Source organism: Streptomyces sp. NPDC047043 (assembly GCF_040644055.1).
Taxonomy (GTDB): Bacteria; Actinomycetota; Actinomycetes; order Streptomycetales; family Streptomycetaceae; genus Streptomyces.
The window spans coordinates 421,774-434,114 of sequence record NZ_JBEYVO010000002.1 but is presented as its reverse complement, the minus strand read 5'-3'; the positions used below and the strand labels follow the sequence as shown (position 1 = coordinate 434,114).

General features: G+C 71.4%; 9 protein-coding genes and 2 pseudogenes. 6 read left to right on the top strand and 5 right to left on the bottom strand.

The window, feature by feature from the left end; genetic code table 11:
- Positions 1-130: 130 nt before the first annotated feature.
- Positions 131-526: a helix-turn-helix transcriptional regulator gene (locus ABZ880_RS05095; RefSeq protein WP_356353671.1), complete on the bottom strand. Its 396-nt coding sequence runs from the start codon at positions 524-526 to the stop codon at positions 131-133.
- Between the two features lie 102 nt (positions 527-628).
- Between ABZ880_RS05095 and ABZ880_RS05090 the strand changes: the two genes are divergently transcribed.
- On the top strand, positions 629-1,234 hold the full coding sequence (locus tag ABZ880_RS05090) for a DUF1707 domain-containing protein (RefSeq protein WP_361257013.1): 606 nt from the start codon (positions 629-631) through the stop codon (positions 1,232-1,234).
- 24 nt (positions 1,235-1,258) lie between these two features.
- On the opposite strand, the gene ABZ880_RS05085 is transcribed toward ABZ880_RS05090, so the two are convergent.
- Together ABZ880_RS05085 and ABZ880_RS05080 are read right to left on the bottom strand one after the other, a co-directional pair.
- Positions 1,259-1,777: a hypothetical protein gene (locus tag ABZ880_RS05085; protein WP_361257011.1), complete on the bottom strand. Its 519-nt coding sequence runs from the start codon at positions 1,775-1,777 to the stop codon at positions 1,259-1,261.
- Between the two features lie 101 nt (positions 1,778-1,878).
- Complete coding sequence (locus tag ABZ880_RS05080) at positions 1,879-3,825, bottom strand: amino acid transporter (RefSeq protein WP_361257007.1); 1,947 nt, start codon at positions 3,823-3,825, stop codon at positions 1,879-1,881.
- Between the two features lie 593 nt (positions 3,826-4,418).
- Here ABZ880_RS05080 and ABZ880_RS05075 point away from each other — a divergent pair.
- On the top strand, positions 4,419-5,840 hold the full coding sequence (locus ABZ880_RS05075; protein WP_361257004.1) for a hypothetical protein: 1,422 nt from the start codon (positions 4,419-4,421) through the stop codon (positions 5,838-5,840).
- Between the two features lie 12 nt (positions 5,841-5,852).
- Here ABZ880_RS05075 and ABZ880_RS05070 read toward each other — a convergent pair whose 3' ends face one another.
- Entirely contained in the window at positions 5,853-7,427 is a 1,575-nt protein-coding gene (locus ABZ880_RS05070) for a Na+/H+ antiporter (protein ID WP_361257002.1), read from the bottom strand.
- A 184-nt stretch (positions 7,428-7,611) separates the two neighbouring features.
- On the opposite strand from ABZ880_RS05070, the pseudogene ABZ880_RS05065 reads away from it, so the two are divergent.
- Positions 7,612-8,187, top strand: a pseudogene (locus ABZ880_RS05065) (histidine kinase); the annotation flags it as partial.
- A 264-nt stretch (positions 8,188-8,451) separates the two neighbouring features.
- Positions 8,452-10,350, top strand: a complete 1,899-nt coding sequence (locus ABZ880_RS05060; protein ID WP_361256999.1) for an NAD-binding protein — start codon at positions 8,452-8,454, stop codon at positions 10,348-10,350.
- A 10-nt stretch (positions 10,351-10,360) separates the two neighbouring features.
- Here ABZ880_RS05060 and ABZ880_RS05055 read toward each other — a convergent pair whose 3' ends face one another.
- Positions 10,361-10,918, bottom strand: a complete 558-nt coding sequence (locus ABZ880_RS05055) for a hypothetical protein (protein WP_361256997.1) — start codon at positions 10,916-10,918, stop codon at positions 10,361-10,363.
- A 148-nt stretch (positions 10,919-11,066) separates the two neighbouring features.
- On the opposite strand from ABZ880_RS05055, the pseudogene ABZ880_RS05050 reads away from it, so the two are divergent.
- Positions 11,067-11,993, top strand: a pseudogene (locus tag ABZ880_RS05050) (amino acid permease); the annotation flags it as partial.
- A gap of 234 nt (positions 11,994-12,227) precedes the next feature.
- The gene (gene kdpF / locus ABZ880_RS05045) at positions 12,228-12,335 is read left to right on the top strand and encodes a K(+)-transporting ATPase subunit F (RefSeq protein WP_306503390.1); all 108 of its coding nucleotides are present in this window, start codon (positions 12,228-12,230) and stop codon (positions 12,333-12,335) included.
- The last annotated feature ends 6 nt before the right edge of the window (positions 12,336-12,341 follow it).

Here is a 12,341-nt window from a genome sequence, read left to right as displayed (position 1 = left end):
ACTGGCGCATATGCGAGGTGTAAGTCTCCTGTCGCATCGCATGAGCTGGGCCGTAGGGCCATAGGGCCCGCATGTGCGTTCGTACGGGAGCGGCCGTGCGGGGCTGGTTCGTACGGGAGGGGGTGGTGGGTCAGGTGCGGTCGATGTGGACGTTCGTCGACTTCACTCGGGCCGTGGCCTCCATGCCGACCTCCAGGCCCAGTTCCTCGACGGCCTCGCGGGTCAGGAGCGAGACCAGGCGGTGCGGGCCGGCCTGGATCTCGACCTGGGCCGCCACGTCGCCGAGCTTGATCGCGGTGACGATGCCGGGGAAGGCGTTGCGGACCGAGGTGTAGGGGGCTTCCTCCTCGGTGCTGCCGGCCTTGGCGAGTTCGACCGAGAACGCGGCCAGGTCCCGGCCGTCGATGAGTCGCCGTCCGCCCTCGTCGCGGTGGGTCGCCACGCGGCCGGCGTCCGCCCAGCGGCGCGCGGTGTCGGGGCTCACGCCGAGCAGCCGTGCCGCCTGGCCGATTGTGTAGCTCTGCATGCGGATCACGATAGGGCTGTGAACGGGCACCGGTGGACGTGGGGTTGAGCGTTGGGTATAACGCGATATAGCGTTAGTTCGTGACGCGAGGGGAGTGAGGGCATGTCCGGTGAGCTGGTGCGGGGTGGCGGGGCGTCGAGTGCTGCCGTCCCGCTCGAACTGAGGGCTTCGCACGCCGACCGGGACCGGGTCGTGGACGTGCTGACCGTTGCCGCCGGGGACGGCCGGCTGACCGCCGAGGAGCTCGACGAGCGTGTGGAGGCCGCGTTGTCCGCCCGCACGCTGGGCGAGCTCGCCGTCCTGACGGCGGATCTGCCGACGATGGCCGGGGGCACCGCGGCCGAGGCCAAGGACGACGTACGCATCGAGCAGCGCGGTGGCTCCGCCTGGCGCGGGGACGGCTGGGTGGTGCCGCGTCGGATGGAGATCGAGTCGGAGTGGGGCGATGTCACGCTCGACTTCACGACGGCGGTGCTCACGCACGACACGCTGGTCGTCGACCTGGACATGCGCGGCGGCACCCTGAAGCTGGTGACCCGGCCGGGTGTCGTGGTGGACACCGACTCCCTGGTGGTCGAGTACGCGAAGGTCAAGTCGCGTGCGGCCGGTGGACCTGGTGTCCCTGTCGAACTGCGCGTGGAGATACGGGGGCGCATGAGCTTCGGCCGGGTGGTGGTGCGTCCGCAGCGGCGTGCGTTCGCCCGGTGACCCCGATTCTCGGGAGGTGTGGGGTCAGGTGATCCCCGACTCCCTCAGCACCGCCCGCGCCGTCTCGTCGTCGATCCGGTGACCGAGTCGGCTCAGCACGTCCGTGCCCTGGCGCAGGGTGCCGCGTTCGACGGAGCGGCGCACTCCGGTGTCCAGTTCGTGCCACAGCAGCGGGTCGGCGGCCAGGACGCGCGGGTCGAGTTCCAGCCGGTTGCCCTCGCTGTCCCGCAGGACCAGATGCGAGGAGGCGCCGCTGAACTGCCGTACGCACACGAGCGCTTCCGTACGCACCACGCGTCGGCGCAGCGGGCCGCTCACCGCGAGCCAGCCGTGTCCCGCCGTGACGCGGGGCGGCAGCAGGACCGTGAAGACGGCTGCGGACAGCGTGAGCCACAGCAGGGCGCGGGCCGGGGTCAGGGTCTCCGCGTCCCAGTCGACCAGCATCGTCATGGCGCAGAAGACGAGCGCACAGCATGCGGCGAGCCGTACGCCGCCGCTCCAGTGGCGGTCGCCGACACGGTCCGTCGGTCTGCTTCCTCGCATGAGGCGACGGTAAGCCGCAGGGGGGCGGGGAGGGGCCGTCGCTGACGGGACTCTGACACCGTACCGGCGAGTCTTGACGCGTTTCTGACGCGGCGGTCGGCTCAGCCGGTGTGGACGCGGGGCCGGCGTGCGCGGTCCGGTTCCGCCTCGCGCAGGACCTCTCGGGTGACCGGGGCGACCTCGCCCTGGCCGAAGAGGAAGAAGCGGAGGAAGTTGGCGAAGGGGTTGCCCTCGGTCCACTCGAAGTAGATGTGCGGGGTGCAGTTGGTGGAGTCGCGGACGTGCAGGAGCAGGGCGGCCAGCGCGTTCGGGATGGAGGAGGACTCCAGGGTCAGCACCCGGTAGCGGTTGTGGAGGACCTCGCCGCGGACCGTCAGGCCGGCCTCGAACTCGGAGGGGTCTACGACCGTGACCTCGACGAAGACGAAGTCCTCGCCGGGGATGTCGTTGTCGTTCTGGATCTGCTCGATCTTGTCGCGGTACTCGGCCTTGTCGCGCCGGTCGGGCTCGTTGGCGATGAACCGTATCTTGCGGCTCGACATGTCACGGACGAAACGTTCCGCCATGTCGTCGAGGGTCACGCTGGTCACGCGGAGCTCGAAGGCGCGGGCGAGGCGGGACAGCAGGGAGACCAGGATGATGCCGGCGATGAAGCAGGCGCCGATCTTGACGCCGTCGGGGCGCTCGATGACGTTGGCGACGGTGACGTAGAGCAGGACCGCCGAGACGGTGGCGAAGGCGATGGTCCAGTTCCGCTGCTGGGCGCGGTGGGCCGCGATGGTCACCGCGATGGCCGCGGAGGACATCAGGACCAGGACGCCGGTGGCGTAGGCGCCGCCCTGGGCGTCGACGTCGGCGTCGAAGATCCAGGTGACCAGGAAGCCGATCAGGGTGAAGACGATCACCATGGGGCGCACGGCGCGGGCCCAGTGCGGGGCCATGCCGTAGCGGGGCAGGTAGCGCGGCATCAGGTTGAGCAGGCCGGCCATGGCGGAGGCGCCGGCGAACCACAGGATGGCGATGGTCGAGACGTCGTAGACCGTGCCGAAGGCGTTGCCCAGGTAATCGTGGGCCAGGTAGGCGAGGGCGCGTCCGTTGGCCTGGCCGCCGGACTCGAACTCCTTCTCCGGGATCAGCACGGTGGTGATGAAGCTGGTCGCGATCAGGAACACGCTCATGATCAGGGCAGCGGCCGTGAGCAGCTTCTTGGTGTCCCGGATGCGGCCCTTGGGGTTCTCCTCGGTGTCGCCCGCATCGCCCTGGACGTGCGGCATGACCGCGACGCCGGTCTCGAAGCCGGAGAGGCCGAGGGCGAGCTTGGGGAAGACCAGCAGGGAGACGCCGATCATGGCGAACACGTTGCCGTGCTCGGCGGTCAGGGCGCTGGTCCAGTCGGTGACCACATGGCCCGCGGTGATCACGTGCCAGAAGCCGACGGCCACGACGACCGTGTTGAGCCCGAGGTAGACCACCACCAGGGCGACAGCGACGCCGATCGCCTCGAGGAAGCCCTTGAGGAACACCGCGCCGAGCAGGGCGACGAGGATCAGCGTGATCAGCATTTCCTTGCCGTGCAGGACGCTGGTCAGATGAGGGTTCTCGACCAGGTGGGTCGAGGCGTCGGCGGCCGACAGGGTGATGGTGATCAGGAAGTCGGTGGCGGCGAAGCCGAGCAGGGTCAGGACGAACAGCTTGCCCTTCCAGAACGACAGCAGCCGCTCCAGCATCGCGATGGAGCCCTCGCCGTGCGGGCTCTCCTCGGCGACCCGCCGGTAGACGGGCAGGGCGCCGGCGAGGGTGACGACAACGAGCACGATGGTCGCGATGGGCGACAGCAGGCCGGCCGCGAGGGCCGCGATGCCCGGCTGGTAGCCGAGGGTCGAGAAGTAGTCGACACCGGTCAGGCACATCACCCGGTACCAGCGCTGTCCCTTGTGTGGGGGTTCCGGTTCGGCGTGCGGTGCCTGCTGGACGCCCTTGCCCATGTCGGACAGACCCTCAAGCATCCAGGCGCGCAGGCGACTGGGAGGGCGTTCGGTCGTGGCCATCGGCGTGCTCCTGATGTGCGGCTCAGCGTGTGGGTTCCGGCCATCACGCGGACGGCGGCACCAGCGTAAGCGGAGAGTGACGTGCGGGCCCACGGATGAGGGGGTCGATGGCGTCAAGCTTCCGTTAAGACTGGCTGCTGGGGCGGAGGGGCGCTTCGAAAAGGGAGCTTGGGGCTAATTGATGCTGTTTTGCTCCAAATGGGGAAGGGAAGTTCGAGACCAATGCCGGACACCCAGCGTCATGTCGTACGGCGCTTCGGGCGGGGCCGGACCGCATGAGTGGTGCGGACGGTGTGACTGCCGTATCGGCTCCGTCAAGGACCCGTCAAACGCACCTGAGAACGCGTCAGGGGCGCGTCAACGCCTCGTCCGCCTGGCCGGAACCGGTCGCAGACTGAGCGGCACGGGGGACGGGCGACCGTCCGTGGCGTGACGTGGGAGGGACCGTGGCGATCACGGCCGGAACATCGCGGAGACCTCAGTCGGAGGCTGCCGCGCAGCCACGACCGCAGACGGTCGTCCCGGCCGGGGGCAGCCCCGGTCCGCGGCCGCGAGGGGGGTCGCGGATCGGACGTCCGGTACCCGGCCTCCGGATGCGGGCCGAGGCCGCGGGGGTCGCTCTGGGCCGTCGCTACTGGGGCACCGTGCCCGCGCGGCTGCGCCTTCTGCGCGCGGCCACGGTCCTGCTCGCCACCGCCCTCGCGGCGCTGCTGCTGGTCACCGGTCTCACCGCCCTCGGCACCTGGGACACTGTCGCCGGGCGGGACGCACCCCGCACCACCAGCGCCGCCGACCTCGAACTCACCCTCAACGACATGGACGCGCAGGCCGCCAACATTCTGCTGGCGAACGGAAACGCGGGCGAAGGGCGCCTGCGGACGCCGTACGAGAAGGCCGTCGGCTTCTACGGTGACGCGCGGCGCGACATCGGGCACGACCTGCGCACTCTCGCCGTCGCCGCGCAGGGCGACCGCGGCGACGAGAGGACCGTGGAGTCCCTCACCGACGACTTCGCCGAGTACCAGGAACTCATCGGCCGCGCCCTGGAGAACGACGGCCGCAGCGGGGGCAGGGCGGCCGCGCTCGCCGACTACCGCCGGGCCACGGACCTTCTGCAGGGTCAACTCCTCCCGGATTCAAGGACGTTGGTGGACTCCAACAATCAGGCCTTCAACGCCGAGTACACCGCGGCCCGTTCCACGCTCTTCGGCCGGCTCTTCGCCGTCCTCGCCCTGGGTGCGCTGCTGCTCGTCCTGCTCGGTGCGCTCCAGTGGTATCTGGCCCGCGCGTTCCGGCGCATCCTCAACCCAGGCGTGCTCGCCGCCACCGTCTGCACGCTCGTCGCCGTCCTGCTCGGCACACAGTTGCTGGCCGCCTCCGCGAGCGAGCTGCGCGGCGCCCGCCGCGACGCCTTCGACTCCGTCGTCGCGCTCTCCCGCGCCCGGGCCATCGCCTACGACGCCAACGCCGACGAGAGCCGCTACCTTCTCGACCCCGGTCGGCGCGAGCAGTACGCGCGCTCCTTCCTCGCCAAGTCGCAGGAGCTGTACGGCATTCAGGGGGCCGGCCTCTCCTCGTACGACTCCCGGCTCGCCGCCACCTGGCAGGTGTACGAGAGCGACCACCACGACCTGCGCTTCACCGGCGAGTTCCGGCGCGAACTGGACAACGTCACCTTCCCGGGCGAGCGGGCGGCGGCCGAGCGGACGGTCGAGGCCTACGCCGTCTACCAAGGCGACGACCGGAGGATCCGCGCACTGCTTGCGGTGGGCGAGGGGCGTCGGGCGGTGGAGTTCTGCATGGGCTGGCAGGCAGGCACCTCCAACGCGCACTTCGGGGCGTGGATGACCGCGCTGGACAAGGTGACCGACATCAACCGGCAGCACTTCGACGAGTCCGTGCGGGCCGGGCGTTCCGACCTGCACACCGAACTCCCGCTGGTCTGCGTGCTGTTGCTGCTGGCCGTCGTGCTCACGGGACTGGGGCTGCGACCGCGGCTGGCCGAGTTCCGCTGAGCCCGGCAGGGTTCACACGTCCGCGAGCCGTGCCTCCTCCAGGTCCAGGGAGCGCTGGAGGCGGCGGCGGGTCGTGTCGCTGATGGCGTGGTCGTCGTAGAGGCGCTGCAGTTCGGCCGCCTCCACCGCTATCAGGTCGCGGCGCAGCTGGCGGTAGACCAGGTCGGCGGACTCGGTCGGCGCTCCGGTGCCGTTGCTGTCGGCGAGGCGGTCGCGGGCGTCGTCGAGGCGGGCGTTCAGGCCGCGGCGGAGGCGGTCCAGGACCACGTCCGGGACGGCCTCCAGCTCCGACAGCTCCTCGAGCCGCTTGATGCCCGCGCCCGCCAGGCTGCACCGCGCGGCGGCCTCCTCGCGCTCGGTGTGGTCGGGCTCCAGGGCGATGCCGGAGCGGCGGACGACGGGCGCCAGGGTGAAGCCCTGTACGACGAGGGTGACGACCACGACCGAGGTGGTCAGGACGAGGATCAGGGGGCGGTCGGTGAGGGCGGAGCCGTCCTTCGCGGTCTCCGGAATGGACAGGGCCGCGGCCAGCGGGACGACGCCCCGGGTGCCCGCCCAGGTCAGCACCACAGGCACCCGCCAGTTCATCCGCTGGATGCCGCCCTTGCGCTGCACCACCGCGGACAGCGGTGCCAGCCACAGCAGCCGTACGGCGATCAGGGTGCCCGCCACCGCCAGCGCGTACAGCGGCCAGGCCTGGTCGCCGTCGGACAGCGCCTGCACCTGGGCGGGCAGCGCCAGGCCTATCAGGCTGAACACCACGCTCTCCAGCAGGAAGACCACCGTTCCGTACACGGCGTGCAGTTGGAGCCGTATGCGCGCGTTGGTGAGCTTCTCGCCGCGCCCGCCCAGGACGACTCCGGCGACCACGACCGAGGTGACGCCGGAGGTGTGGGCCGCCTCGGCCAGGACGTAGGCCGCGTACGGCGTGACCAGGGCGATCACCGTCTCCAGGACGGGATCCTCGGTGCGCCGCCGGATCAGGGTGACGACGTGGGCGACGGCGGCCCCGATGAGGGTGCCGCCGCCCGCGAGCACGAGGAACTCGCCGCCGGCAGCTCCCCAGTTCGCCGCCGCGGACGCCACGGCCACGCTCACCGCGACCCGGAACAGCACCAGCGAGGTCGCGTCGTTGAACAGGCTCTCCGCCTGGACCAGGACCTGCACCTTGGGCGGCAGCGCGAGCCGTCTGCCCAGCGCGGTGACCGCCACCGGGTCGGTGCTGGCCAGCACCGCGCCCAGCACCAGGGCCATCTGCCACGACAGCGGCGTCACCAGCGAGGCCACCGCGCCCACGGCGGCCGCGGACGCCACTACGAGGCCCACCGCGAGGATCCCGACCGGCTTCCACACGGCGCGCAGCTCGCGCCAGGACAGCTCCTCGGCGCTGGCGTACAGCAGCGGCGGGAGCACCACCAGGCCGATGATCTCGGGGCTGATCTCGATCTCCGGGGTGCCGGGCAGCAGGGCCACGGCGAGTCCGGCGACGACGAGGAGGGAAGGGGCGGGAATGCGCCACCGGCGCGCGAACGTCGCCACCACCGTGGCCAGCACCACGAGTGCGAGAACCGTTCCGACGCTGCGCATGCCGTCCCCCTGGACTTCGAGAGGAGCCACCGTGGCTCCCAGCCGACCAGACTTCCCGGCACACCGCTTTCAAGCCTATCCCGGCCGCGGCCCGTCAAGACAGAGCCAACGTCCCCGCCGGCGGCGCCAGGGACGCGTCAAGATGGCCGACCCGAGGCGGGGCGGAGCGCTTCGCTCGGGGGTGATGAATGACGTACGGCGCGGACGGCTGAAGGTCTACCTCGGGGCGGCCCCGGGGGTGGGCAAGACGTATCGCATGCTCGACGAGGGGCGCCGCCGGGCCGGCCGCGGCGCCGATGTGGTCGTGGCGTACGCCGAGTGCCACGGGCGGCTGCTGACGGAGGCGATGCTCGACGGCCTGGAGAGGGTGGAGCGGGCCCGCTGCGTCTACCGGGGCGGGCGGTTCGAGGAGATGGACCTCGCCGCGGTGCTCGCGCGCCGCCCGGAGGTCGCGATCGTCGACGAGTTCGCCCACACCAACGTGCCGGGTGAGGGCCGCAACCCCAAGCGCTGGCAGGACATCGAGGAACTGCTGGCCGCCGGCATCGACGTGATCACCGCGGTCGACGTCCAGCACCTGGAGTCCCTCAAGGACGTCGTCGAGAAGATCACCGGGGTGCCGCAGCACGAGACGGTGCCCGACGAGGTCGTCCGCCGGGCTCACCAGGTCGAGCTCGTCGACATCCCGCCCGAGGGACTGCGCCGCCGTATGGCCCACGGCAACATCTACGCCCCCGAGAAGGTCGACGCCGCCTGGGCGAGATCGAGTTACGGGCGTACGGCAACGGGCACCACCTCGGCGGCTTCGTGCTCGCGCCCGGTCCGGGACCCGTGCCCGAACTGTCGGCACGGGGGATCGCGGTGACGCCGGCCGACCGGACGGGGGCCGCCCCGGACACCGTCAGGCCGGTTCGCTGAGAAGTGACGGGCGTGCTGCCCGGCTTGGCATGATCTTGGCGCACTCTTGGCCTCTGTCAGGTACACGGCCGGAACTGCGTTCGCGGCCCGCGCCGTTCTGCCTGATGTGACGTCAACCCTCCCCATCCGCACGGAGACCGGACAGCGAGCACAGCACATGGTCATATGTGGCGACGACGGACTCGCGCACCGGCTCGCCGTCGAACTCGACGGTGTGTGCGGCGAGATCGTCACCGTTGTGCTGCCGTCCGCGAGCGACGAGCACGGCGCCCGGATCGCCGAGCTGCACCGCGACCCGGACTCACCGGTCGAACTGCACGTCTCCGCGCGCCCGGACGAGCGGACCCTGAAGGCGGCGGGCATCCAGCGGGCCGCCGCGCTCGCCCTCACCTACCGGGACGACCAGGTCAACATGACCGCGGCCCTGCTGGCCCGCACCATCAACCCCTCGGTGCGGCTGGTCGTCCGCATGTTCAACCGCGAGCGCGGCCGACATCTGGAACGCCTGCTGGACCGGGCTGCGGGACTGTGCGACGGCCCCGCCCGGGACACCTCCACCACGGTGCTCTCGGACGCCGACACCGCCGTACCGGAACTGGTGGCGGCCGCCGCCGTGGGCCACGGACACACCCTCCAGGTCGAGGGCAAGGTGTTCCGCGGTGTCGTACGGGCCGCGGGGGCGCCGTCGCAGGCCACCGACCTGGCCACCCTGGCCGTCCTGTCCGGCGCCCACCAGGACGACCCGGCGAGCCAGGACAGCGCGGAGACGCCGGGGGACGACGGCATCCAGCTGCTGCCCGACACCCGGACCGCGTACCACCGGCAGTTCACGCACGGCCGGCTGATGCTGGAGGAGGTCACCCACCAGCCCGCCGAGCCGGACAACCGCGCCCGGCGCCTGCGTCCCCGAGGCTGGCTGCGCGCACGGCTCGCCCATCTGCCGTGGAAGGTCTTCCTGTCGCATCAACTCGCGGCCGTGTACGGGGCGTTGGCGGCCGTGGTGGTCGGACTCTCGACCGCCACCGCGCTGTTCGCCGACGAGCACCCCTGGTGGAAGAACGTCTACCTGCCGCTGCTGGACATCTTCACCATGGGCGACCCGGCCACCGACGAACCGGTGCCCCGCCGCGTGCTCCAACTGCTCGCGGGCTTCGTGGGGTTGGCGGTCCTCCCGATGGTCGTCGCCGCGACCATGAACGCCACGGACGCCTTCCGCACCGCCTCCGCGAGCCATCCGCCCGACGACGACGTGAACGGCCACATCGTCCTGGTCGGCCTCGGCATGGTCGGTACCCGGGTGCTGGCCCGGCTGCACGCCACAGGTCACCAAATAGTGGCCATCGAGCGCGACATACACGCCCGCGGCGCCACCCTCGCCCGCCAACTCGGCGTACCGCTGATCCTGGAGGACGCCACGGCGCCGGGAGTGCTCGAACTCGCCCGCGTCCGCCAGAGCCGGTCACTGCTCGTCCTCACCCGCGACGACGGCCAGAACCTGGACATCGTCATGGCCGTCCGGGAGACGAACCCGCAGGTGCGGGTCGTGACGCGGCTGTACGACGACAACTTCGCGGCGACCGTCCAGCGCACCCTGCGCGCCTCCTACCCGGACGCCCTCACCCGCAGCAGAAGCGTGTCCGCACTGGCCGCGCCCTCGTTCGCCGCCGCGATGATGGGCCGCCATGTGCTCGGCGTGATGCCGGTGGAGCGGGGCTCCTTGCTGTTCACCTGCGTGGACGTGGCCGGACATGCCGAGCTGGAGGGGCGCTCCGTGCACGAGGCGTTTCGGGAGAACGAGTGGCGGGTGCTGGCCGTCGGGGCCGCCGCCGGACCGCTGCCCGACTCGTCGGGCGGGGACTCCCTCACCGCGCCGCGCCCCGACCGGACGGACTTCGACTGGCGTCCGGCGCAGCCCCGGGTGCTGCGGGCGGGCGACCGGGTGGTCCTGGCGACGACGCGGCGCGGCCTGGACATCCTGATGACGGGCGTACCGCCGCGGCGTTGATCCGAGGGCGTCACTTCAGATCGGAGACCTCGAACACCGTCCGCGCCGTCTCGCGCTCCACCTGCTGCGAGATCCGCTCGAGCGCGGTGGCCCCGCACAGCAGGGTGCCGAGGGCCAGGGACCTGCGGGCGTCCTCGTGGAGCCGGTGCCAGAGGTCGGGATTGTGGACGAGGACCTGGGGGTCGAGTTCGACGCGCTCGCCGAAGGCGTCCCGGAGCACCAGCCGTTGGGTGATCCCGTCGAGGCGGCGCAGCGACACCAGCAGGTCGGTGCGGACCCTTCGGGTGCGCAGCAGCCGGCGCGAGGTCAGCCACCCCTCGCCGGCACGCACCCGGTCGGGGCAGAGCAGAAGGAAGAGCAGCACCGCGAGCGCGGACCACAGCGCACCGCGCCCGGGGGACAGGTTCCCCGCGCACCGGTCGATCAGGAGCAGCAGTCCGAGGAGTACCGCGGCACAGCGGATCGCGGCGACCAGATCTCCCCTCCAACGGCGGTCATGGACCGCGGGACCGGACTCCGGCGCGGAGATGCCGGACAGGTGCTTTCGCGCATCGTCGCGGTGTGCCATACGGCGACGCTAGAGATCGCGCGACGTGAGGGAACGGCCCTTGACGGGACCCATACGACCCGCCCTCCCTTCTTGACGCCGGCGCAGCGGCGACCGCCCGTTGTATGGGGCGCATACCCGTCAAGGACGCGTCAGAGACCGGGGGTTCGTCCAGTTCGCGACGATGATCCTGCTGGCGCTGTCCGCGAACACCTCCTTCGGCGGGCTGCCGGTGCTGCTGAAGCTGCCGGCCCGCGACAACTGCGCGCCGCACGTGTTCACGCTGAAGGCGGACCGCCAGGTGCACCGGCACGGGGTGCTGGCGCTGGCGGCGGTGTCGGCCGCGCTGCAGGTGTTCTCCGGGGGCGACACCAACACGCTGGTGCCGCTGTTCGCGATCGGGGTCTTCGTCGGCTTCACCATCGCCCAGGTCGGCATGGTCCGGCACTGGCGGGTCGAGCGCGGGCCCGGCTGGCGAGGCAAGGCGCTGCTCAACGGGTTCGGGGCCGTCCTCACCGGCGTCGCGACGGTGGTCGTCACGGCGTCCAAGTTCGAGGAGGGCGCCTGGCCGATCGTGATCACCCTGCCGTTGCTGGTGGCGGCCTTCGAGACCGTGCACCGCGCCTACCGGCGGATCGGCGAGCGGCTCGGCCTCGGCCGCATCCCCGAGCATCCGCACCGCGACCGCTCGGTCGTGATCGTGCCGGTGTCGTCGATCTCCCGTCTCACCTCGGAGGCGCTGACGGCCGCCGCCTCCCTCGGCGACGAGGTCCGCGCGGTCACCGTCTGCTACCCCGATCCCGAGGACCGGGCCCAGGTGCACTCCCTGGAGCGCGCGTGGACGGAGTGGGAGCCCGGCGTCCCCCTGGTCCGGCTGGCTTGCGAGCGCCGCACCCTGGGCCGCCCGATCGCCGCCTACGTCCGCGAGGTGTCGGCCGCCGAGCCGGCGACCCGGGTCACCGTGCTCATCCCCGAGACCGAGCCCGAGCGGCTGTGGCAGCGGCTGCTGCAGAACCAGCGGGGCGCGGTGGTCGCGCATGCCGTGCGCAGGGAGACCGACGCGGTGATCTGCCGGCTGCGGTTCCGGCTGTTCTGAGCCCCAGGTCACAGCCCGGCGCAGCCGCCGTAAGAGACCCGTCAAAGGCGCGCAGAGCGCCGTATGGGACCCGTCAACGGCGGCCGAACAGGGCCCGAAGGCTGTTTTTCTCGAAGCGTTCCTGTCCGACCGAACCTCACTCCAGGAGTTCACGATGGCCGATCTGGCCTTCGTCGTCACCACGATTGCGTGCTTCGCGCTGGTGGCCCTCGTCGCCAAGGGGGTGACGAAGCTGTGACCGCCGAGGCTGCATCCAATTTTGAAATGGGCGTCGGCCTGGTCGTGGCCGTCGCCCTGCTGGGCTATCTCGTCCTCGCCCTGATCTTCCCGGAGAGGTTCTGAGCCACG